This is a genomic window from Flavobacterium sp. CG_23.5 (genome assembly GCF_017875765.1).
Classification (GTDB): Bacteria; Bacteroidota; Bacteroidia; order Flavobacteriales; family Flavobacteriaceae; genus Flavobacterium.
Map to the genome: position 1 here is coordinate 3,563,250 of NZ_JAGGNA010000001.1, position 23,112 is coordinate 3,586,361.

The 23,112-nt window shown below is 32.9% G+C and carries 27 protein-coding genes and 1 pseudogene; 11 read left to right on the forward strand and 17 right to left on the reverse strand.

All coding sequences use genetic code 11. The annotated features are described in order from the left end of the window. Positions 1–231: 231 nt before the first annotated feature. From H4V97_RS15295 to H4V97_RS15315, 5 genes and pseudogenes are all read right to left on the reverse strand, one after another. Positions 232–1,289 (reverse strand): annotated as a pseudogene (locus H4V97_RS15295) (bifunctional methionine sulfoxide reductase B/A protein). Between the two features lie 4 nt (positions 1,290–1,293). Beyond that, positions 1,294–1,743 carry a YHS domain-containing (seleno)protein gene (locus H4V97_RS15300; protein WP_196849245.1) on the reverse strand — a complete coding sequence of 150 codons (450 nt, stop codon included), beginning with the start codon at positions 1,741–1,743 and terminating at the stop codon, positions 1,294–1,296. Positions 1,744–1,761: 18 nt separating this feature from the next. Then, the gene (locus H4V97_RS15305; RefSeq protein WP_196849246.1) at positions 1,762–2,541 is read right to left on the reverse strand and encodes a DUF1223 domain-containing protein; all 780 of its coding nucleotides are present in this window, start codon (positions 2,539–2,541) and stop codon (positions 1,762–1,764) included. A gap of 135 nt (positions 2,542–2,676) precedes the next feature. After that, the gene (locus H4V97_RS15310) at positions 2,677–3,279 is read right to left on the reverse strand and encodes a TIGR04282 family arsenosugar biosynthesis glycosyltransferase (protein WP_196849247.1); all 603 of its coding nucleotides are present in this window, start codon (positions 3,277–3,279) and stop codon (positions 2,677–2,679) included. Then, positions 3,269–3,763 (reverse strand): rhodanese-like domain-containing protein, encoded by a 495-nt coding sequence (locus H4V97_RS15315; protein WP_196849248.1) that lies wholly within the window; start codon positions 3,761–3,763, stop codon positions 3,269–3,271. The genes H4V97_RS15310 and H4V97_RS15315 overlap by 11 nt, the downstream gene beginning before the upstream one ends. 805 nt (positions 3,764–4,568) lie before the next feature. On the opposite strand from H4V97_RS15315, the gene H4V97_RS15960 reads away from it, so the two are divergent. The 3 genes from H4V97_RS15960 (at position 4,569) to H4V97_RS15325 (ending at position 5,662) form a co-directional block, all read left to right on the forward strand. Further along, positions 4,569–4,703 (forward strand): hypothetical protein, encoded by a 135-nt coding sequence (locus H4V97_RS15960; protein WP_262897381.1) that lies wholly within the window; start codon positions 4,569–4,571, stop codon positions 4,701–4,703. Between the two features lie 213 nt (positions 4,704–4,916). Continuing rightward, the gene (locus tag H4V97_RS15320; protein ID WP_209550172.1) at positions 4,917–5,210 is read left to right on the forward strand and encodes a hypothetical protein; all 294 of its coding nucleotides are present in this window, start codon (positions 4,917–4,919) and stop codon (positions 5,208–5,210) included. Further along, positions 5,204–5,662, forward strand: a complete 459-nt coding sequence (locus tag H4V97_RS15325; protein WP_209550173.1) for a hypothetical protein — start codon at positions 5,204–5,206, stop codon at positions 5,660–5,662. The genes H4V97_RS15320 and H4V97_RS15325 overlap by 7 nt, the downstream gene beginning before the upstream one ends. 85 nt (positions 5,663–5,747) lie before the next feature. Here H4V97_RS15325 and H4V97_RS15330 read toward each other — a convergent pair whose 3' ends face one another. Both H4V97_RS15330 and H4V97_RS15335 read right to left on the reverse strand, forming a co-directional pair. After that, positions 5,748–6,833 (reverse strand): DDE-type integrase/transposase/recombinase, encoded by a 1,086-nt coding sequence (locus H4V97_RS15330; RefSeq protein ID WP_196851621.1) that lies wholly within the window; start codon positions 6,831–6,833, stop codon positions 5,748–5,750. Beyond that, positions 6,830–7,144 carry a transposase gene (locus H4V97_RS15335; protein WP_196851622.1) on the reverse strand — a complete coding sequence of 105 codons (315 nt, stop codon included), beginning with the start codon at positions 7,142–7,144 and terminating at the stop codon, positions 6,830–6,832. Before H4V97_RS15335 ends, H4V97_RS15330 begins: the two co-directional genes overlap by 4 nt. Before the next feature lie 219 nt (positions 7,145–7,363). Between H4V97_RS15335 and H4V97_RS15340 the strand changes: the two genes are divergently transcribed. Both H4V97_RS15340 and H4V97_RS15345 read left to right on the forward strand, forming a co-directional pair. Then, positions 7,364–8,152 (forward strand): hypothetical protein, encoded by a 789-nt coding sequence (locus tag H4V97_RS15340; protein ID WP_209550174.1) that lies wholly within the window; start codon positions 7,364–7,366, stop codon positions 8,150–8,152. 362 nt (positions 8,153–8,514) lie between these two features. Continuing rightward, positions 8,515–8,697: a hypothetical protein gene (locus tag H4V97_RS15345; RefSeq protein ID WP_209550175.1), complete on the forward strand. Its 183-nt coding sequence runs from the start codon at positions 8,515–8,517 to the stop codon at positions 8,695–8,697. 263 nt (positions 8,698–8,960) lie between these two features. Here H4V97_RS15345 and H4V97_RS15350 read toward each other — a convergent pair whose 3' ends face one another. Further along, complete coding sequence (locus H4V97_RS15350) at positions 8,961–10,046, reverse strand: DDE-type integrase/transposase/recombinase (protein ID WP_196851621.1); 1,086 nt, start codon at positions 10,044–10,046, stop codon at positions 8,961–8,963. Next, on the reverse strand, positions 10,043–10,357 hold the full coding sequence (locus H4V97_RS15355; RefSeq protein ID WP_196851622.1) for a transposase: 315 nt from the start codon (positions 10,355–10,357) through the stop codon (positions 10,043–10,045). Before H4V97_RS15355 ends, H4V97_RS15350 begins: the two co-directional genes overlap by 4 nt. Before the next feature lie 219 nt (positions 10,358–10,576). On the opposite strand from H4V97_RS15355, the gene H4V97_RS15360 reads away from it, so the two are divergent. Continuing rightward, a complete protein-coding gene (locus H4V97_RS15360) occupies positions 10,577–11,365 on the forward strand; it encodes a hypothetical protein (RefSeq protein WP_209550174.1) in 789 nt (262 codons plus the stop codon). 362 nt (positions 11,366–11,727) lie between these two features. Next, positions 11,728–11,910, forward strand: coding sequence for a hypothetical protein (locus H4V97_RS15365; protein WP_209550175.1), 183 nt, complete (start codon positions 11,728–11,730; stop codon positions 11,908–11,910). Positions 11,911–12,173: 263 nt separating this feature from the next. On the opposite strand, the gene H4V97_RS15370 is transcribed toward H4V97_RS15365, so the two are convergent. The 5 genes from H4V97_RS15370 to H4V97_RS15390 form a co-directional block, all read right to left on the reverse strand. Further along, positions 12,174–13,259: a DDE-type integrase/transposase/recombinase gene (locus tag H4V97_RS15370; protein WP_196851621.1), complete on the reverse strand. Its 1,086-nt coding sequence runs from the start codon at positions 13,257–13,259 to the stop codon at positions 12,174–12,176. After that, positions 13,256–13,570: a transposase gene (locus tag H4V97_RS15375; protein WP_196851622.1), complete on the reverse strand. Its 315-nt coding sequence runs from the start codon at positions 13,568–13,570 to the stop codon at positions 13,256–13,258. Before H4V97_RS15375 ends, H4V97_RS15370 begins: the two co-directional genes overlap by 4 nt. A gap of 23 nt (positions 13,571–13,593) precedes the next feature. Then, the gene (locus H4V97_RS15380; protein WP_209550176.1) at positions 13,594–13,854 is read right to left on the reverse strand and encodes a hypothetical protein; all 261 of its coding nucleotides are present in this window, start codon (positions 13,852–13,854) and stop codon (positions 13,594–13,596) included. Positions 13,855–13,941: 87 nt separating this feature from the next. Further along, a complete protein-coding gene (locus H4V97_RS15385; RefSeq protein ID WP_209550177.1) occupies positions 13,942–14,940 on the reverse strand; it encodes a hypothetical protein in 999 nt (332 codons plus the stop codon). 62 nt (positions 14,941–15,002) lie between these two features. Beyond that, a complete protein-coding gene (locus H4V97_RS15390) occupies positions 15,003–16,223 on the reverse strand; it encodes a site-specific integrase (protein WP_209550178.1) in 1,221 nt (406 codons plus the stop codon). 1,009 nt (positions 16,224–17,232) lie between these two features. Here H4V97_RS15390 and H4V97_RS15395 point away from each other — a divergent pair. From H4V97_RS15395 to H4V97_RS15410, 4 genes are read left to right on the forward strand one after another with little or no spacing between them, the layout of a single operon-like run. Then, a complete protein-coding gene (locus H4V97_RS15395) occupies positions 17,233–17,988 on the forward strand; it encodes a hypothetical protein (RefSeq protein ID WP_209550179.1) in 756 nt (251 codons plus the stop codon). Position 17,989: 1 nt separating this feature from the next. Then, on the forward strand, positions 17,990–18,445 hold the full coding sequence (locus H4V97_RS15400; RefSeq protein ID WP_209550180.1) for a DUF5675 family protein: 456 nt from the start codon (positions 17,990–17,992) through the stop codon (positions 18,443–18,445). A gap of 7 nt (positions 18,446–18,452) precedes the next feature. Beyond that, positions 18,453–18,731, forward strand: coding sequence for a hypothetical protein (locus tag H4V97_RS15405; protein ID WP_209550181.1), 279 nt, complete (start codon positions 18,453–18,455; stop codon positions 18,729–18,731). Next, positions 18,718–18,897, forward strand: a complete 180-nt coding sequence (locus H4V97_RS15410; RefSeq protein ID WP_209550182.1) for a hypothetical protein — start codon at positions 18,718–18,720, stop codon at positions 18,895–18,897. The genes H4V97_RS15405 and H4V97_RS15410 overlap by 14 nt, the downstream gene beginning before the upstream one ends. A gap of 407 nt (positions 18,898–19,304) precedes the next feature. On the opposite strand, the gene H4V97_RS15415 is transcribed toward H4V97_RS15410, so the two are convergent. From H4V97_RS15415 to H4V97_RS15425, 3 genes are all read right to left on the reverse strand, one after another. Beyond that, the gene (locus H4V97_RS15415) at positions 19,305–21,119 is read right to left on the reverse strand and encodes a DNA/RNA non-specific endonuclease (protein ID WP_209550183.1); all 1,815 of its coding nucleotides are present in this window, start codon (positions 21,117–21,119) and stop codon (positions 19,305–19,307) included. A gap of 309 nt (positions 21,120–21,428) precedes the next feature. After that, complete coding sequence (locus H4V97_RS15420) at positions 21,429–21,854, reverse strand: DUF6943 family protein (RefSeq protein ID WP_209550184.1); 426 nt, start codon at positions 21,852–21,854, stop codon at positions 21,429–21,431. Between the two features lie 948 nt (positions 21,855–22,802). Next, positions 22,803–23,105, reverse strand: coding sequence for a hypothetical protein (locus tag H4V97_RS15425; RefSeq protein WP_209550185.1), 303 nt, complete (start codon positions 23,103–23,105; stop codon positions 22,803–22,805). Between the last annotated feature and the right edge of the window lie 7 nt (positions 23,106–23,112).

The window sequence follows — 23,112 nt, forward strand, 5'->3', positions numbered from 1 at the left end:
ATTATAATTTAAACTTGTAAAACCAAGTTGCAGATAAGATTTTCCTTTTTCTTTTGTCCAAGGGCTTTGTGCCATTGAAATGCTGGTAACTAGAAGTAAAATTATAAATTTCATGGCATTATTCGTTTATTAATTTTTATGTTTTTTTACTATCGCTATTTATTATTTCGATAAATTAAATTCTACATTTAAAATTTACAATAAAATGAGTAGTGTATCTATAACTATAATTTATTTCAACAATTCAGGAAATTTTTCAATTGCATTTTTATACCGTGGAATTGAAACTCCTTTGATATATTCTTCTTCTGGATGAAGATTTGCATAATTTTGATGATATTGCTCCGCAGAATAGAACTTTTTATGTGCAACTACTTCAACAGCTATTTTATTAGAATATATTCCAGACTTATTTAATTTATTTATGTAATCTTCGGCTAATTTTTTTGTTCAAGATTATTATAAAAAATTATGGATCTATATTGTCTTCCAATGTCGTTTCCTTGCCCATTAACCTGAGTAATATCTCCTGAATTAAAATATACTTTTAGTAATTGTTCATATGAAATTTTAGCAGGATCATATAGTACTTCAATTGACTCAGCATGCCCAGTGCTACCGCCACCCACTTCTTCATACGTCGGGTTTAGTTCATCGCCACCTGAATATCCAGATATTACTTCTTTTACTCCTTTGATTGATTCAAAAATATGTTCGGTACACCAAAAACAACCTTCTGCAAAAACTACTTTTTCTAATTTCTGTTCAGGTATAAATTTTAGAGCTACTCCATCCATACAATATCTCAAGCCTGTTGGTTGAGGACCATCGTTAAAAACATGGCCTAAATGAGCATTACATCTGGCACAACTTACCTCATCTCTGGTCATTCCATCAGAGTTATCAGTACTTACAGCGATACTTTTTTTGGAATAAGGCTTGAAAAAACTTGGCCAACCTGTTCCAGAATCAAATTTTGTGTCTTTGCTGAAAAGAGGATTATTACAAGAAACGCAAACAAAAATTCCATTTTCTTTTATATCATGAAATTCATGCGTGAATGGCGGTTCAGTGCCTTGCTCTCTTGTTATTTTGTATTGTTCGAGGGTTAAAATATCTTTCCATTGTGCATCTGTTTTAATTATTTTTTGCGTCCAATTTGTATCAATTATTATAGAATAAGATGATAAAGTGGCAGCTAAATCAGTATTTTTTTTAGGGCTTTGAGTACAACTTAAAATGCTGAACGCGGTAAAAAGGGATAATAGTGTCTTTTTTAGTGTTTCCATTTTTCTATTTTTTTTCAATTTTCATCCAATTTGCATCGGCAGTTTTGATAAGTTTTTTTTGGTCTTTAAGCCACATTCCTTTTACTTCTGAATTGTAGTTTAAGTATAATTTGTTATCCACGATAGAGAATTGTTCAGGTTGTATAGGTGCTTTATGGTTTTCGGATATTCCGTAGGCACAATAACCACCATATTGAGGTTCGTAAGCCGTGGGGTTTTTCAAAAATAAAGCTTTGTTCTTTTCTGATGAAAAATAATACGTTTTATCTCCTTTAATTGAAGCGATAGATTTTTTCCCTATCACTGCTTTCGATTCTGTAAAATAGGCAACAAGATCATATCCTTTAATAGCCACTTTATCGTCCTTTCCTTTTGCTTCTTTGTATTTGGCGGTTTGTGCAAATGTTGCTGCAGATAAAAGAGTCATTACTAGTATTAAAATTTGTTTTTTCATTTTTATTTAGTGTTATGTTTAATTAATTTCTTTTTTTGAAGCGGCAATTATTTTTCCATTGCTATTGTTTTGCAAGTACACCACAATCATAAAATCTGAAGCCTTCCAGTCACTTTTAAAGTCAAAAATTGTTTGATTTTCAGTACCATTAGTTAACGATTTGCTTTTAAAATCATATACAATATTATAACTTGTTTGTTTTAATCCAGTATTTTCTCCTCGCTTTATACTTGTAAACTCCTTCTTTTTTACTAGCGCCACGTTTACTGTTTTATTTGCAGACAAATCAGTTGTGCTACATTTTACAACTAATTTATTTCCTACAAGAGTTATTGCATAAATATCAATTCTAGCGGGGTTTTTAATTAATAATTCTTGATTAACAAGCGTTTTAATCGAATTTTCATTGCTGCCAACCACTTGATATTTTCCATTAATTATTAATTGAGGAGTATAAATGGTACCAGAATTGAAATTTCGCGAATAATCTCTTTGTCTATTAGTAAATTCAGCTCTGCTAAATGGGTCTTTCCAACCAATATAATTCCAATAATCAATATGAAAAGCTATCGGAATAATATTGGGATTGTTAGTTAAAACATATTTTTCTAAGACCCTGTCAGCCGGAGGACAGCTGCTACAACCTTGAGATGTAAAAAGTTCTAGAATTACAATTCCTTGTGAATCAGAATGAGTTTTTTTTTGAGTTTTAGCATTGCTGGTAGTGAAACCTGAAATGCAAAAACCAATGGAAATAATAATTAAAAACAGAGTTATTATATAAAATGATTTTTTCATAAGATTTTGTTTTGCGTATTAAACTATTCTGAAACAAATTTATAAAAGTGAGGATGATGAAAATGTCATCTAGTTTGCAATTGCTGTTTTTTTATTTAAATATTAACATATGGAAGAATTATGAAGTCACAATCGTTATACTTTTTTAGGAGTATAATAATTACTTTTTTCTAAATCTTCGAAGGTATCAATGTCATTTAAAATTTCTAAAAAATCGACTTTGGTAGTCATTAAGTTGTTTACCGTGTCTTCTAAAACAGTTTTTGTTCCCCAATTTTTATTTGTAAACAATGCGGGAATTATTTTCTTTAACCCTAATAAGTAATATCCGCCATCTTCTGCCGGACCTATCACTACATCATTACTTTCTAAATTAGCGAATGCTTCCTTGATATGTTTGGATTGGAGGTCGAATAAATCACTTCCTACAATTATGCAATTCTTATACCCTAAATGAAATAATTCTTGAAAAGCATTTTGCATTCGTTCCCCTAAATCATTTCCGATTTGCAGTTTTTTGTGATATATATTATTTTTCCAAATATCATTTTTAAGTATTTGATTATCATAAAAAACGAATTTGTCACATTCTAAACTCTGGGTCACCGAAAAAGTATGTTGTAATAAATCCCTATAAACCTCTAATGCTTTCTCTTCGCCAATGGTTTTTGCTAAACGGGTTTTTACTTTTCCTAATTCAGGATTTCGGATAAAAATTATTAGTGCATTAGTCTTCATAAACTTTATTTCCTTTTTTTAAATATTGGCTCCATTCTTTATTGAAAGTATGAACATTATTGGTCTCGACTCCTTTATTGTCTATTAGTTTACCGCCATTATTTTTCCATTCAAAAATACCACCATAAAGATTAAAAACATTTTTGTAACCCATTTTGAGAAGTTTTTCTCCAATTTTTTCACTGCGAACTCCGATGGAACAATATACAATTATGGTTGCATCTTTATTAGGTATTTTCATAGAAATACCATTTTTATCAAAATGATCAAACCCAACATTAATTGCATTTTTGATATGACTTACATTGAACTCTTTAGTTTCTCTAGCGTCCAATAAAACAATTCTGGCTCTTTCGGGAAGTTGTGCAACTGTAATGTAGGGAACCGTTTTTTTGTTTAGTTTATCTAGTGCTTTTGGAATAGTATTTTGTGCCAAACAAAGAGTGGTTGCTACTATTGTAAGTATCGTAATCAGAAATTTCATAGTGCTTGCTTTATATGATTGTATAATGTGAGACGAAGGAAATGCAAATTCCTGACAAAAAATATTGATTTTTTTAAATTTTTGGCTGTTAGTCAGATTTATATTAATTTTATTCAAAGATAATCGAACTTCAAGACGTAGGTATAAATTATTCAATTTTTAAGGATAATAGAAAGGAAGAATGTATTGAAATATTTATTAATGATATTCCTGTGATTTTAGCATGGGTAGTAAATAGCAATTTATTTGATCTAGCGGCTATAGCTCGAAAGGGGATATGAAAGACTAATTCTTATGGATTGAAAAAAGAGAATTAAGAATACGCTTATTACCATCTCTTACCTCAAAACTACAACATACAATCAGAATGCATTGAAATCGTTACTAAAACAATTAAATCTTAATAATAGACTTAGGTTAAACCCATTTCTACTATATTAAATTCTATTGTGGGCTAAATGTGGACTAGGAGTAAAATAAAAAAACCCTAACTTACTGCATTACAGTTGTTAGGGTTTTTACTGTGCGGAGAAAGAGGTTCTTCCACCTACCTTAAAACGTTAACGTTTACTATACTTCCCAGAGGTTACTTTTATAGGGTAATCCATAGAGTAACTCTCATTTTGTTTTACTATTAATTTATGTTAATATTTATTTCATGTTACAAATATATAAATTAATCAACCACACATTAAATTAGTTTTAATATTGTTCCAATGTGCTGTAGGGAATCCTTGGGAATCCCTCGCTATTCCTTATAAAAACTCAGAATTTTGCAATGTTAATTTAAAAATGTAAAAAAAAAATGAGTAAGACAAGTATCGAGTGGACACAAGACAAATTGGATAGAGCACTATTTGAATATAGTAATTCAATATCGTACATTAATCACACAAAAGCTTATGGTTATCAATTTCCGTTAGTTATTTTCAAGAAATAAGCAAAATGCACCAACGAGAAACAGACAAAGTAGATGTTTGTTTCCAAACTGATTTTCTAAACGAATTAATTAAAGATTTCTTGTAAAATGAAAGACCAATTCTAGCAACTTTAAAAAAGCTTAATAAATGGGTTAATGACTTAATCTGAACACAAAAAAATAACAACTATTAGTATCAAAAATGGATATAGCACAATATAAATAAATAAAAATATGAAAACAAAAATTAAAAAACATGATCCAATTATTTGGATGAAAGAGAAAACTCAATTAAAAGAATTTTTGGTAATGGCCAGAGAGCTTAAATTAAACTATATAATATATGTAAAAGACTCCGAAGGAATTATTAACAGTGTCTGGGCAACAAGTAAACAAGACCTAATAAGATGCTTTACTTTTTTTTCAAAAAATAATTATTTTGGAAGAATCGAAATATTAGAAACTGCAATGCAATCTGGATTTGCAGATTTAGTAGATAATAATTTAAACAAAAAGAACCTATGTTAATTAACGAAAAAAAAATAGCCTCAATTCATGAGGCTGGACACGCAATTATCTATCACATATACGGATATAATATTGATTTAATTTCACTAACAGATGATGGAAGCAGAATGGTAAATGCACTTAGCTATAAGCCGACTACCGACATGATTAATTCAGACCTTAATATTTTATGGAATAAGATGGACATATACGGAATGATATGTTTAAGTGGCTATTGCGCAGAACTTAAATTTAAAAATAAAAGATTAAATGGACTGATGACAATTTCAAATCCGAATAAGGATCTTTATTTGGAAAATGATATTGACAGTTTAAGAAATGAGATGAAAAAAGGAAATGAAATTTTAGGCAAAGAACATTTCAATGATTTATATTTTTATTTTAATCAAACTGATACAAGAAAATTTATTGGTAAAAAAAATATTTGGAATGCTATTGGTTTAGCCCCCTAATAATCGGACTTTAACATTTTAAGTTTTACAAACATACGCAATTAGTCAATATCTTTGTCTTGCAAGGAACAAACGAAGGCGAGTTTTACACCGATGTTTGTAGAAATGTTTCAGGCCTGGTCATTTCGATTTCACTAAAATTTAGTTCACCCACAAAAAAAGGCGGAATCTCTAAATTTTGCAAGGAACTGCACTTCAGACTCGTATTGCCCGATATTTGTTGGTATGGGATTTTGAGTTTGAATGTTATTTTTCGTTTTATTTCATCTCTTTTTTGTTCGATTAGCCCTTTATTCCAGCATTCTAAAAAGATATTTGGAGGTAAATTACAAACTGAGGAATGTAGACGTTCATTATTGTATTTCTCATAAAAAATGGTCAAAACACCTTCCAATTCATCGATTGTCCAAAAATGAAAAGGTCTTAGTTTTTTTGCTAAAATAGCATGAAAACTCTCAATATGTCCATTTTCCTGTGGGGTATATGGATGTGTAAAGACTTGATTCAGGTAGTTATCTTTGAAGAAATTTTGAATCATTTTTGCCGAAAATCGACTGTCATTATCATTGCGAACCTCAATATGAATCCCTTTTTCTAGGCAATTATTTGGTTGTAAATGATTTATTATAATATGTTCCCATGCCCTTTTAACATCTTCTTTTTTGATGGAATAGGCAACCGTCCAATGCAAAACAAGTCTGGTAAAAGTGTCAATAGTTGTTAGCACATAGCTATGCATTTTATACTCCTCGACCCACACAAATTTAATGTCCATTTCCAAAACTTCAAAGGGCTGACTTGGAAAAACCTTACGGTATTTTACCCTGGTTTTACTAGGCTTTTGATGTTGTTCCTTCAATAATTGTGCGCCTTTCATCAATCGATATACTTTCTTATGATTAATATCGTAACCCATCAGTTGTAATCTAGTTTCCATTTTCCGATGACCATAATCTGTGTCGAGATCTTGATGAGCTTGCTTTATTTCTTCAATAATCACATCATTTGAAACTTCAAATTTTTGCCCGTACTTGTCAGTGTAAAAAGTCGTCGTAGAAGGACTTCTTCCTTGATTAGTCCGCTTGTTTTGATAATAATACTGGTGCTTGGTTATTGCTGAAATTTGAAATGCTACTTCTTTCTTCAAGCCCTGAAAAATGTAGCCTCTCACGAGTTCCTTTTTTTCTCCAAGGCGAATTTCTTTTTTAGCAATTCGTCTTTTAACTTGCCTTCAAGCTCTTTTTGAATAACAATTTCTTTGAGTAGCTTGTTTTCTTTTTCCAGTTCTCTGATTCGTTTAAGCTGCGCGGGGGTCATTCCATGTGCGAAGCCCTCTTCGCCCATAGTATCCATCTTCTTCTTCCATGAGTAATAACTCGCAGGAAATACCGAATATTTCTCTAATGTAGGTTTAACACCTTGTTCTGAAGCTTCCTTTATGATCTTTAGCTTCTCTTCTTTGGTAAATTTTCTCTTTTCCATCGTACAAAATTATAGATTTCTATTTATAATTGTGTCCGATTATTTAAGGGGCTGAAACAAATACTATTATGTTTCAAAAAAGTGGAATCAATTAAAATTTTCATTTTCAAGAATTAAAGAGAATTAACTCATCAAAATTCTGTTGCTGGAGGGTTGCTCCTCCAGCGTGGGTTACAGACTTAACCACTATTAATAAAGAATACCCAATAAAAAAATATAATGAAACAAGATTTACAAGTTAAAAAGTTTTACCATGATGTCCTATTTATGGCATCAGCTCGCCAAAATAAAGGAAAAGTATTTCATATCAACCCAACGCAGTTTAAGATTCTCCTTAAATTAGTCCACTATGAAAAAATGGATAAAAATATTACCTTCCAGAACAAAGATATAGCTAAGCATATATATCTGGCTGAATCAACCGTTAAAGACGCTATTGAAGAAATAAGGAAAATGGGCTACATAACTTCCGAATTAAAAAAATATAATGATCGATTGGGTTTTAAATCAAAACGCACTATTAATTTAGATTGGGATTTTATTCAAAAATTATATGACGAATATATTTTAACGAATTCTAAGATAGACATCACCTCATCAATTCCTACAGAAATTTTAAGTAAAACTGCAATAATAGATAGTGATGAGATTGATCCAGTCATCACAGCAGAAATAATTGAACCATTAAAATTTGAAAAACTTACCTCTACTACAGATAAAACATTAAGCACTCAGGAAGAAATCACAACCGTTACGGAAGTTGCTCCAGTTACTAATAATAAAATATCTACTGAAGAAACACTACTTCTGACGGAAGTTAAAAGTGATAAAAAAATTAAAGAAGAATTAGAAGAAAGATTTGATATAGTAAAACGCAAGATGGCCAAAAATAAACATTATGAAGATTACAATGATATTACAGAAATGGAAAAAATATCAGATCAATATTCTCCAGAAGATTTAAATTTATTCCTTGATCGGTATGAAAATAAAAAAGAAGACAATTAGTCTAGATATGCATTCATCAACATTAAGATAAATTTTATCAAAAATTGAATTTTTAATAAACTAATCCTTAACTAGAAACTGTAAAATAGAAAATATAATTGTTTACGATTTTTTTACGATGGTAATTATACTATACTTATTTTTCATCCAATCCCTAAAAAAAAGAGGTGGAGCGAATTTTCGTCCCACCTTAGCCCATTAAAATTCAGTTTGTTACCTTTAAAACAATATGGCAAACAATAATAACCGATTCACATTAATTCTGGACTATTTTAATCACCTCTTTCAATATATATGCCAACTGGTCTAATATATATTGACGTTGATGATACTTTATTGATTTGACTAATCCTTAGATGCTTATGCTAGATTTTCCTCCTATTGCTTTATTCAATCTAAGAGCTGGAGATAGGGCTAAAGAACTTTGGATAACCAGAAAAATTATACTTGAAACAATATCCAATCTGGTTGAAGTTGGATATATCATAACCAAGGATGTCGCTTCATCTTATTCAAGAAAAACTCAATTAACTCCAGAATTTTAGTTGCTTATAAACGATGGGTAATAAAGTTTTTAAAATATTTGGTACAAATGTTTGATAAATGACCTCTAACTAGGTTTGTTTTGGAATAAATCCCAGTTAGAGTTCTTTTTAAGGATGATGTCAAATTGAGCTTTAGGATACAAGTATAATTCCCCAATCATGTGGTTTAGCCCCCTAATAATCGGACTTTAACATTTTAAGTTTTACAAACATACGCAATTAGTCAATATCTTTGTCTTGCAAGGAACAAACGAAGGCGAGTTTTACACCGATGTTTGTAGAAATGTTTCAGGCCTGGTCATTTCGATTTCACTAAAATTTAGTTCACCCACAAAAAAAGGCGGAATCTCTAAATTTTGCAAGGAACTGCACTTCAGACTCGTATTGCCCGATATTTGTTGGTATGGGATTTTGAGTTTGAATGTTATTTTTCGTTTTATTTCATCTCTTTTTTGTTCGATTAGCCCTTTATTCCAGCATTCTAAAAAGATATTTGGAGGTAAATTACAAACTGAGGAATGTAGACGTTCATTATTGTATTTCTCATAAAAAATGGTCAAAACACCTTCCAATTCATCGATTGTCCAAAAATGAAAAGGTCTTAGTTTTTTTGCTAAAATAGCATGAAAACTCTCAATATGTCCATTTTCCTGTGGGGTATATGGATGTGTAAAGACTTGATTCAGGTAGTTATCTTTGAAGAAATTTTGAATCATTTTTGCCGAAAATCGACTGTCATTATCATTGCGAACCTCAATATGAATCCCTTTTTCTAGGCAATTATTTGGTTGTAAATGATTTATTATAATATGTTCCCATGCCCTTTTAACATCTTCTTTTTTGATGGAATAGGCAACCGTCCAATGCAAAACAAGTCTGGTAAAAGTGTCAATAGTTGTTAGCACATAGCTATGCATTTTATACTCCTCGACCCACACAAATTTAATGTCCATTTCCAAAACTTCAAAGGGCTGACTTGGAAAAACCTTACGGTATTTTACCCTGGTTTTACTAGGCTTTTGATGTTGTTCCTTCAATAATTGTGCGCCTTTCATCAATCGATATACTTTCTTATGATTAATATCGTAACCCATCAGTTGTAATCTAGTTTCCATTTTCCGATGACCATAATCTGTGTCGAGATCTTGATGAGCTTGCTTTATTTCTTCAATAATCACATCATTTGAAACTTCAAATTTTTGCCCGTACTTGTCAGTGTAAAAAGTCGTCGTAGAAGGACTTCTTCCTTGATTAGTCCGCTTGTTTTGATAATAATACTGGTGCTTGGTTATTGCTGAAATTTGAAATGCTACTTCTTTCTTCAAGCCCTGAAAAATGTAGCCTCTCACGAGTTCCTTTTTTTCTCCAAGGCGAATTTCTTTTTTAGCAATTCGTCTTTTAACTTGCCTTCAAGCTCTTTTTGAATAACAATTTCTTTGAGTAGCTTGTTTTCTTTTTCCAGTTCTCTGATTCGTTTAAGCTGCGCGGGGGTCATTCCATGTGCGAAGCCCTCTTCGCCCATAGTATCCATCTTCTTCTTCCATGAGTAATAACTCGCAGGAAATACCGAATATTTCTCTAATGTAGGTTTAACACCTTGTTCTGAAGCTTCCTTTATGATCTTTAGCTTCTCTTCTTTGGTAAATTTTCTCTTTTCCATCGTACAAAATTATAGATTTCTATTTATAATTGTGTCCGATTATTTAAGGGGCTGAAACAAATACTATTATGTTTCAAAAAAGTGGAATCAATTAAAATTTTCATTTTCAAGAATTAAAGAGAATTAACTCATCAAAATTCTGTTGCTGGAGGGTTGCTCCTCCAGCGTGGGTTACAGACTTAACCACTATTAATAAAGAATACCCAATAAAAAAATATAATGAAACAAGATTTACAAGTTAAAAAGTTTTACCATGATGTCCTATTTATGGCATCAGCTCGCCAAAATAAAGGAAAAGTATTTCATATCAACCCAACGCAGTTTAAGATTCTCCTTAAATTAGTCCACTATGAAAAAATGGATAAAAATATTACCTTCCAGAACAAAGATATAGCTAAGCATATATATCTGGCTGAATCAACCGTTAAAGACGCTATTGAAGAAATAAGGAAAATGGGCTACATAACTTCCGAATTAAAAAAATATAATGATCGATTGGGTTTTAAATCAAAACGCACTATTAATTTAGATTGGGATTTTATTCAAAAATTATATGACGAATATATTTTAACGAATTCTAAGATAGACATCACCTCATCAATTCCTACAGAAATTTTAAGTAAAACTGCAATAATAGATAGTGATGAGATTGATCCAGTCATCACAGCAGAAATAATTGAACCATTAAAATTTGAAAAACTTACCTCTACTACAGATAAAACATTAAGCACTCAGGAAGAAATCACAACCGTTACGGAAGTTGCTCCAGTTACTAATAATAAAATATCTACTGAAGAAACACTACTTCTGACGGAAGTTAAAAGTGATAAAAAAATTAAAGAAGAATTAGAAGAAAGATTTGATATAGTAAAACGCAAGATGGCCAAAAATAAACATTATGAAGATTACAATGATATTACAGAAATGGAAAAAATATCAGATCAATATTCTCCAGAAGATTTAAATTTATTCCTTGATCGGTATGAAAATAAAAAAGAAGACAATTAGTCTAGATATGCATTCATCAACATTAAGATAAATTTTATCAAAAATTGAATTTTTAATAAACTAATCCTTAACTAGAAACTGTAAAATAGAAAATATAATTGTTTACGATTTTTTTACGATGGTAATTATACTATACTTATTTTTCATCCAATCCCTAAAAAAAAGAGGTGGAGCGAATTTTCGTCCCACCTTAGCCCATTAAAATTCAGTTTGTTACCTTTAAAACAATATGGCAAACAATAATAACCGATTCACATTAATTCTGGACTATTTTAATCACCTCTTTCAATATATATGCCAACTGGTCTAATATATATTGACGTTGATGATACTTTATTGATTTGACTAATCCTTAGATGCTTATGCTAGATTTTCCTCCTATTGCTTTATTCAATCTAAGAGCTGGAGATAGGGCTAAAGAACTTTGGATAACCAGAAAAATTATACTTGAAACAATATCCAATCTGGTTGAAGTTGGATATATCATAACCAAGGATGTCGCTTCATCTTATTCAAGAAAAACTCAATTAACTCCAGAATTTTAGTTGCTTATAAACGATGGGTAATAAAGTTTTTAAAATATTTGGTACAAATGTTTGATAAATGACCTCTAACTAGGTTTGTTTTGGAATAAATCCCAGTTAGAGTTCTTTTTAAGGATGATGTCAAATTGAGCTTTAGGATACAAGTATAATTCCCCAATCATGTGGTTTAGCCCCCTAATAATCGGACTTTAACATTTTAAGTTTTACAAACATACGCAATTAGTCAATATCTTTGTCTTGCAAGGAACAAACGAAGGCGAGTTTTACACCGATGTTTGTAGAAATGTTTCAGGCCTGGTCATTTCGATTTCACTAAAATTTAGTTCACCCACAAAAAAAGGCGGAATCTCTAAATTTTGCAAGGAACTGCACTTCAGACTCGTATTGCCCGATATTTGTTGGTATGGGATTTTGAGTTTGAATGTTATTTTTCGTTTTATTTCATCTCTTTTTTGTTCGATTAGCCCTTTATTCCAGCATTCTAAAAAGATATTTGGAGGTAAATTACAAACTGAGGAATGTAGACGTTCATTATTGTATTTCTCATAAAAAATGGTCAAAACACCTTCCAATTCATCGATTGTCCAAAAATGAAAAGGTCTTAGTTTTTTTGCTAAAATAGCATGAAAACTCTCAATATGTCCATTTTCCTGTGGGGTATATGGATGTGTAAAGACTTGATTCAGGTAGTTATCTTTGAAGAAATTTTGAATCATTTTTGCCGAAAATCGACTGTCATTATCATTGCGAACCTCAATATGAATCCCTTTTTCTAGGCAATTATTTGGTTGTAAATGATTTATTATAATATGTTCCCATGCCCTTTTAACATCTTCTTTTTTGATGGAATAGGCAACCGTCCAATGCAAAACAAGTCTGGTAAAAGTGTCAATAGTTGTTAGCACATAGCTATGCATTTTATACTCCTCGACCCACACAAATTTAATGTCCATTTCCAAAACTTCAAAGGGCTGACTTGGAAAAACCTTACGGTATTTTACCCTGGTTTTACTAGGCTTTTGATGTTGTTCCTTCAATAATTGTGCGCCTTTCATCAATCGATATACTTTCTTATGATTAATATCGTAACCCATCAGTTGTAATCTAGTTTCCATTTTCCGATGACCATAATCTGTGTCGAGATCTTGATGAGCTTGCTTTATTTCTTCAATAATCACATCATTTGAAACTTCAAATTTTTGCCCGTACTTGTCAGTGTAAAAAGTCGTCGTAGAAGGACTTCTTCCTTGATTAGTCCGCTTGTTTTGATAATAATACTGGTGCTTGGTTATTGCTGAAATTTGAAATGCTACTTCTTTCTTCAAGCCCTGAAAAATGTAGCCTCTCACGAGTTCCTTTTTTTCTCCAAGGCGAATTTCTTTTTTAGCAATTCGTCTTTTAACTTGCCTTCAAGCTCTTTTTGAATAACAATTTCTTTGAGTAGCTTGTTTTCTTTTTCCAGTTCTCTGATTCGTTTAAGCTGCGCGGGGGTCATTCCATGTGCGAAGCCCTCTTCGCCCATAGTATCCATCTTCTTCTTCCATGAGTAATAACTCGCAGGAAATACCGAATATTTCTCTAATGTAGGTTTAACACCTTGTTCTGAAGCTTCCTTTATGATCTTTAGCTTCTCTTCTTTGGTAAATTTTCTCTTTTCCATCGTACAAAATTATAGATTTCTATTTATAATTGTGTCCGATTATTTAAGGGGCTGAAACACATGGTATAGGGTATTATTCCAGATTCCCTATATTTGATTATAGTATTAGGTGAAAGACCAAATTTTGCTTTAAGGTCGGTATTTCTGTAATAGTCATCTTCATGCTTTGCTTTTTCTTTTTTGAGTTTTTCCTCGATACTATTTACTTTATTGAAAATAGGATGTAATATACTTTCAAGTTTCTCCACTGAAAGTAAAATTAATTGTGAATTATTGTTTTCCATAAGATGCTTTTTATAATTATTATAAAGCAAAATTATGGGGTTTCCTCAAGTATATCGAAGGATTCCTTGGGATTCCCAACATTGCAATTAGTGACCCCTCTTGACTAATTCTGCTTTGATTTTTGTTAACGAATCAATTCTCTGACTTAGTTTTTCAACCATGTCATTAAGAAAAGTGATTTCGTTTTCAAGAAGTTTAGAATCTAGATTTCTGTCGACAGGCATGGCTCTAGTCATTTTTTGTACCTTCGTGAATGTTGACTTATCGAAATAATAGATATTGGCGTGATTAATATAATTTTTAAGATTTGTTCTCTCATCTTTTACATCTTTTTTATCTTTAGCAATTATTCCAATTTCATATAGATTGTAAAATAGATGTCCTAGGTTAGTTTTAGAAAGGTTAAATTCCAGTTTCAAATCTTCAGGTATAAAACTAATTAACTTTTCTTCTACCTGAGCTTTTCTGCGTTTGTACGTTTGAATTATACTGTCAAAAAATCCAGCTACCTCATAAATCATTTCTAGGTGTAAAATCAGTGCATAAACTAGATGTGCTTTTGCGAAAATTAATTCTAATTCGTAATCGTCATAACCAGTAACTATATTTTTTTCTATTAAAACATCAATTAAACTATCGTCTAATGTATCTTCTATTTTGAAAAATTCCCTAACTATTTGAAGAATTACAGGTGTTTTAGATTCTGAATTGTTACTTGGTAAGGGCGTAGGTAATTCAGTCGTTAAATTTTCAGGAGGATTATCTGGAAAATCAAAAGAAACAGACCATTCAATTTTTGAAAAATCATAGGAAGAATAATTTAATAAACGATTGTTTAAGGATTTAATTAATTCTTGAATATCTTCTAAAACACTTTCAATGAAGTAAATGTTTTGTTCGTCATTGTAATCAATATTCTTATCGATTAATTTTTCAATTTTCGAGATAGTTGGTTTGAAATAATTTGATGGAATTTCATTAACCCACATTTTGTTGTATGAGAAATTATTAATGGATTCATTAAAATCAATATCGAAATTAAGTAGTTCGGATATCTTTTGATTGAGTTTGACTAGTTTTAGCATATAATTTTTTTCTTAAAAAAAAGCCCTACTAAGAGGGCTTCTAAAATAAATAAAATATTTGATTAAACGAATTTAGTTTTCAATTTATCCATGTCTTCCATTACATTAATATCTAGTACTTTGGCGTAGTGTTGGGTCATTGTAATTCTTGTATGTCCCATCATTTTGGAAACATTTTCAATTCCAACACCATTACCTAGGGTAACTGTAGTTGCAAACGTATGTCTGGCTACGTAATGGGTAAGCTTTTTATCGATACCGCACAAATCAGCTATCTCTTTAAGATATTCGTTGATTTTCTGATTACTGATATTTGGAAGTAGTTTATCACTATCTAAACTAGAGTATTTGTCAATAATTCTTTTAACTGGTGGTAATACGGGAACATTTGACTTTGTTTTTGTTTTGGCACGATTCGTTACTATCCAGTAATTTTCTTTATTATCTTTAATAATATTTTTTTTAGTTAGGTTTTCAACATCTATAGGAGCGTAGCTAGTATAGCACGAGAATAAAAAAATGTCCTTGACCTTATTAAGACGTTCTGTACTAAATTCTTTAGCCTCGATTCTTTCAAGTTCATCTTTAGTTAGGAATATAGCATCCTTAATTACTAACTTTTCATCATAGCACAGAAAAGGATTAGTAGTAATTATATTTCTTTTGATTCCATATATGCATACAGTTTTGAAGCATTGAAAATATTTAACCACAGAATTATGACTTATACCTAATTTGTTATTAAAAGAGGAATCGTACTTTAAAAAATTTTCTAAATCATAAATAAAGCCATTGTCTATTTCATTGATATTACATGATGTTTTACCATGTTTTATTTTAATAAAATTGGATAATAAATCTTTTGCTCTGTTATATTTTTGAAGTGAGGCTTTACTGCGTTCACCAACTTCGGATTTCTTTTTAAAATAATCATTATGTTTTTTGAATAATTTAAGAACATCATACTCTCCAGTTTTTGATGATTTTCCGTTTAGATTATCTTTTACATCAGAAAGGGTTGTATTATGGTTGTGGCGAGTCAGTTCAAAATAAATAGACTCGATCTTATTTTCGAGTATATCGATTGCTATTTTGCAGTTGACTTCACTATTTAAACGAAGTTTATTTCTAAGTTTATTTGTGAATTCCCATCTTTCTCTGCTAATAAATTTACCAGTACATAAGGTTGTGGATTTACCTTGTAGTTTAATTTTAGCATAAATAGGAGATTCTCCTTCACTATTTTGCTTGTCAGTTTTCAGATAAAAAAAAGTCTTAATCATAATGTTACATTTTTAATTTGTTGTAAAATTATCAGTAAAACAAAAGGTTGCCGAGGGATTCCCAAGGATTCCCCAGAAATTCGGTTACCCTAATTTTGAATAATTTCAAGGGTAACCTATAGGGTAACTTAGCTTTGATATATAATGTGTATTTTGACTATATACCAAAAACAAAAAACCCTCTAAACGTTTATGTTTAAAGGGTTTTGACTTTTAAAGTGTCATTTGACATCTTTATCAGCGGAGAAAGAGGGATTTGCATCGCCTACTTAATGTGCTAATATATAGCTTGTTATGAAGCTGTTTAAAACTAGGGTCTCGATTTTGCTCCTGTAAATTTTAGCGCAAAAATCATGTAATCTTATCCCCGTAAAAGTAGTGATTTTAGCCGTTTAATCAAAGAGAATTTATCCTTTTATTAATAAAATTTGAACTGGTTTACTATTATTATTTGAACATGTAAAGTTCAAAATTTGAATAGGTTAATCACAGTTTTTATCCAATAATTAATGGTTCAACCTGTTCCATTTTTAGGCTTGTATATTGGCAAAACTCTTCTATTGATACTAATTCATTTTGAAGCTTGTTGAGCTCCTTTCTGATGTTTTGCAGCATTCTAATGCTTTGTCGATAACTCTTCCCGGTTATGCGTTGTATGTCCTTCGGGTAGATACACAATCTCTTGTTTTCTGTTTTCATACTCTATCTATAGCTTTGATTAGGCTTTGACTTACTTGAAGCTCCTGTTATCCAATTTATTGAATTCAATAAAATTAGTAAAAAATATCTTTCATTCAGAAGCAGTGATTTATTTCAATTTTGAGGTTTTAAAAGTGTCATTTAAGACGATTTATGCCATTTATGTCTGATACTGACATATGGAATAGGGGAGTCTTTTTTATGCGATTTAATTAGCTAAAATTTGTTTTGAAATCCATCGGAATCGTTGCAACGGAAAGTGGACTGAAAGACGATTTAAAAACAAATATTAATCTAAATTTTAGGAATTATGGCAAGACAGAAAGGTATAATTAAATTGAAAGGTACTATCGGGGATATTACTTTTTACAAAACGAAAGACGGGCATTTGGCCAGAGAAAAAGGAGGTATCGATGCAAGCAGAATTGCCAGCGATCCGGCATTTCAAAGAACCCGCGAGAATGGAGCCGAATTTGGAAGAGCTGGGAAGGCGGGTAAAACGTTACGAACTGCAATGCGAACTTTGCTCATTAATTCTGCTGATAGCAGAATGGTAAGCCGATTAACTCAATCTATGATTAAAGTCATTCAGGCGGATCTGGTAAGTGAACGTGGATTGCGTAATGTGATTGATGGAGAGGCAGAATTGCTTGCCGGTTTCGAATTCAACATTAGAGGCAAACTGGGCACTTCTTTATTTGCTCCTTTTGTGGGGACAATTGACCGTGCTTCGGGTGACATCATGGTTGATTTGGTGCCGTTTGTTCCTGCGAACATGATTGCGGCTGCCAGCGGAACCACGCATTTCAAAATCATATCTGCAGGTGCGGAAATTGATTTTGAAGCGGAAACCTTTGTGGTTGCGACTTCGGAAACGGATATTCTTGCGTGGGATTCGAATCAAACCGTCGATATCAATCATATCAATTCAGTTACTCCGGGCAGTACAAAACCATTGTTTTTGGCTTTGGGAATTGAATTTTATCAAGAGGTAAATGGAAGAATGTATCCTTTGAAAAACGGGTCATACAATCCATTAGCATTGGTGCAGGTAAGCGGTCTGTAAGATGGTTTTAGTGTTGAATAGAACTTATTTTCCCGAGGGAACGCAAGGGGTTTTGGAATGGAACGGCACAATAGTTTGTTATACCATCGAATTGCCCTGGTTGGGAAACCAAAAGCGTATTTCTTGTATTCCCGAAGGAGAATATCTTTTGCAGAAGCGATTTAGCCCCAAGTTCCAATGGCACTTGCATTTGAGAAATGTTCCGGGAAGAGATTTGATATTAATCCATCCCGCCAATGACGCTAAAACCGAATTATTGGGCTGTATCGCAACTGTAACACTGCACACCGGAATAGGGAAGGGCAGTTCTTCCCGAAAAGCGTTAGAAAAGTTAAAGGCTATAGTTTATAAAGCTATGACCTATAATGAAGAAGTAAAAATAAGAATCCAAACTAACCCTTCGATCCTTCGACAAGATCAGGACAGGCTTGCTCAGGATGACAAGGTAAAAAAGTAAAGAAATTATGAATATAATTGAACGTGCGAAAGCACCAACCCCAAAGTTTTTTAGGGTTTTGAGAAGTATTGGAATGGCTCTATTGGCTATCAGTGGTAGTATTATTGCAGCACCGGTAGTTTTACCTGTAGCCGTTGTCAGTATTGCCGGTTATGCAGCCCTTGCGGGAGGTGTCATTTCGGTAATCAGCCAGATCACGGTTGACGATACGGCGAACCGAGAGCAAGTCATAGTGAATCGGTTGAAAAAAGACAATCAAAATTTACCGCGAGATGGAATCAAATAACACCTTGCAAATCGGAACCGCATCCGGAACTTTATTAAGTGTGATGCCAAATATTGTTTCTGAAGATATTCTAAAAACGATTATCTTAGCGGTAATTGGAGCTATTATTAGTTTCATTATTTCGCTCCTTTTAAAAGGATTGACAAAATTTAAAAAGAAACACTGAAATAAATTCAGCGTAAAATAATTCGGGTTTGGATTGGTAACCTTTTCCTGAATTTAAAAGAAGGCCTAATCGCGAGATCAGGCTTTTTTTGTTTATATTTCGGTGCTAAGTATCGTGGAAGGAAGCACAAGATTATTTTTTAGTTGCTGCAGCATAAGTTACGTAAAAGAGAAAAACAATTTTAGAAAAAATAGGAATGAGAATTAGCCACTTATCGAGATGTTGACTCATACAACCGACAATAAGAAACAGTGATAAAAAGAAAAACGCTTATAACGGATCTTTAAAATCCTGTTACAAGCGTTTTTTTTGTTGCTTAAAAATCGACTCTAATCAAAATACGGGCTGTTTTTGCATGACCTCATGAAAATTATGTGGATTTTTGAACCTATGTATTTCGACATTGATTATTTTGTCGGTCCGTTATCAACAGTTGATTCAATAGCGGCTTGAATAGAAGTCGACAAGTTACTCAATATATCATATCCTGTTGTAGCTTCAATTGCATCTACACTTGTACGGTAGGTTCCCCATGCGCCGGTAGTGTTTATATTAGGAGTATTAACTGCAATTACACGAGTGCTTGAAGTTACTCTGCTAACATCATTGGTACCCTGTGGAATTACAACAAGTACTTTCCAAATATTGCTTGGAACAGTGATTTTACCATTGTCAATTGTGTTTGCACTACCGGCAGAACCTGTTCCACCTGTACCATAACAACCCATAATGATATATACTTCATTACCTTGGCTTACAAGTGTTCTTCCATAAGCTTCCAGGTTAGCCCAAGTTTGTTGGTTATTAACAGGTGCCTGAGGAATCATGTTCGTCATCAGGAAAGTCTCTGAATTATCAGCCACAGAACTAGTTCTATCCGCTGAAGGGCAATTATGGCCTCTGTCGAAACCGCTTCCAGAATAGCTTGTAGAACCTACGTGATACCAAGCTGCGGGCAAAGTATTATCAGCTCTGAAATCATCCTGGCGTGTTGCAGTTCCTATCCATGACGGGTCTAAATGCCAGCTTACCCAGTTAGCAGTTGCTTTTGAACGATTGTATGAAAGTTTAAACTGGACTTTCTCCATTAAATAATTATTTTCATTGGTTATATCTGCAGTTGCACCACTAGGGTTACCCATAGCTATGTGGTCTCCATCAAGGCCACCAGCGCCTCCACCAGTACCTCCACCACCATTATAAGCTGTAATTGAAAAATCGTCAATATTAATACGAATAGATATTCCGCTAATTTTTCTGATTTCAAAACGAATATTTCCCTGAACACTCATTGGAAAAGTTGCAGTTTGCAATGTAGTGGAAGATGAAGTAATTGTACTTCCTGTTTGAGTCCAGCTAATTCCGCTATTAGTGGAATACCAAAGCTGCCATGTACTAGAAGCATCAGTTCCGTAATTAGCATGTTTAATATCCACACTTGAAGCACCGGTTGTAACATCAAACTGCATGGTTATTTTACCAGTGTCGGTTATCCTTGCTGAGTTAAGGCCGTTCTTCATATCGCTTGCAGATGTTCCTAGTAATGCATTGTCGAAATACCAGCTACCTGTAGAGAGCATCACAGCCCCAGCAGTATAAGATGTTTTGCTTGCGGATTCATAGGTTTCAGGAAAAGAACCGCTTATAACAGTGCCATTGTCGTTAATAGTTATATCGTCAATATTGATACGATTAGTGCCACCTGATATTTTTCTGATTTCAAAACGGACATTTCCGGTGATCATCATTGGAAAGTTTGCAGTTTGCAGTGTGGTAGAAGAAGTAGTAATTGTACCACCGCTTTGAGTCCAGCTGCTTCCACTATTGGTCGAATACCAGAGCTGCCACGTACTAGAAGCATCCGTACCATACTTCGCATGTAAAACAGAGACACTACTTGCACCATTACTACTATTAAACTTCATAGTTAAAGTACCCGTATTCTGAATACGAACTGACTTAGTACCATTTTTTCTATCACCAGAAAGAGTACCGATTAAAGCATTGTTCAAATTCCAGATACCTGTTGGCAAAGTAACATCTGCGGCTGTGTAAGAAGTTTTAATGGCTGATTCAAACGTTTCAGGAAAGCCGGTATAAATTTTTAAAGTTTGGCTTGAGGTTTTAGCTTTAGGAACTGAATAATCGAGATCCTCGGTTGCACACGAATTAGCGAGAAGCCCAAAAAGAACTATACTAACTAATAATTTAATTTTTTTCATAATTGTTTGTTGATTTTTATTGGTCCAAAATTATAGTAACAGTGGAGCGAAGCGATTACTAAATCGTTAACATATCTTTAACATATTCTTAAAGTCTTTACTGTAATCAACCTACTGATTGCAGCAGTAAATTGAAAAGCATTCCAATAATTAATGTATTGTACTTACATTCAATGGAGTAAAACAAATACCCCCAAATAGCGTCTAACTTTTTAGGGGCAGTGTATATACATTTGGACTTTTTTGATTTCCAACTGTCGGATTGGAATATTAAAAATAAGCTGATTAGTATCGCTTATAAGTTAAGCATCAATGTTTCTTGCAATAGCGATGCAAAATAACCCTTCTCATTTCAGAAATTAAGGCAATATTCTGATGGAAATGATTTTCTTGTTGTTCCAGCAACCTCAACGCCTTAACTTCTTTTTGATGCTGCTCAAAATCGTGTAGCATTTCATTGACTTTAGTCGAGAAATCTTTTTTAAAATCTTGAATTCGCAAAAAAGGAATTACAGAACCATAAAGGGATTGGTGCCAGAATTTGGATTTCCAAAGGCTATAGGCCAGCCAATATACTGTTTCAGTATCCTCTTTGTTTGCGAAAATAATCACAAAACTATTGGTGAACGGTTCTTTTTGAGGCTTTCCACTATTCAACCCTTTGTTAAGGATAAAGATTTGTTCGCCTTTGTAACAGGTGTCTTTCTGATGTGTTTTAATTATAAAGTTTGGCATGGCTTTGTTGTTTTGGTTATACTTTTTTTATGCTGAAATTTTTCGAAAAGAAAAAAGAGAAAAAAAGAAAGCCATCTAAAAAGCGGAAATGACGAACGGAAATGGAGGGAGGAACGACCGACTGAAAGTGAGGAATGGACGCTAATATTGCTGGTTTTTTATCTCTTTCTTTTCGATAAAATTCAGGGTCGTTCTGGATTCTTTTTGAAGAATTTCTTATGGAAACAGCAATCAAACACCCCCAAGCACCGCAGAAAATGATAATTGTAGCGAAAGCGGAAATTATTGTTTTTCGAGGAGCGAAGTTGGCGGTGTTGCGGCAATCGAACAGCTACCATAAATGCGGGAATTGAGCGAAGGAACGTAGCGAAATGGAGCAGGTATGAGCGTGAAACGGCGGGGAAGAAATATGACACAGCCTTTGGCTATCCTTGATTTAGGGCAAAGTGAGGTTATTACCGAACGGAGCCAACCCCGATAGCTGTGCGAAGGAGCAACCGCTGAAAAAACAGAGGGCTATAACCAGAATATGGCTGGAATGCAGTGCAGCGGAGGAACGGAGCGAAACGGAATGAAGCGGTATTGTGGTTATGGTAGCCCGACCGAACGCAGGAAGTGACCGTGTGAAGACGAGGAGCGAGATGGCGCAATAAAAACAGCTGTCCTGCCTTTTGCCGGGACTGCTGTTTTTGTTGTGGCCATATTGCGGCGGTGGAATGGAGGGGAACCTATATTGCTTCTTATGAAAAAAAGTATGCCTAAAATACCCTGAAAGATGTTATGAAAATATATGGTTGACCGACTGGAACCGCGGAGCGGAACAAAGGAAGCGACCGTAGGGAGACCTATTGATTGCCCGTAGTGGTGATTCGCTAAATTACCTTATAGAAATTTTTCTAATCTTGAGTTAAATTGGATAATCGTGTTCGTCATTGTTTCTAAATTCTATTATTTTTTGCTTTGGAGATTATGTGTCAGAACTGAAATGTATGTTGTCAACGATATATTGAGCCAAAACTGCCAATTTGAAAGATCTATGATGCTTACAATTATTACTATAGTAGCGATAGTCAATAATGCGATACTACTTTTTTGTCGTTTTTTAACTTTATTGACTGGAGTTGATTGTTTATTTTTAAAACCATTGTTATAAATTTTCACTCCACAATTAATCGTATGATTTGTATCATTGTCAATTATAGCCCAACCAATTGAACTTGTGCCTAAATCAAGTCCTAAATACTTTCCCATTTATTTT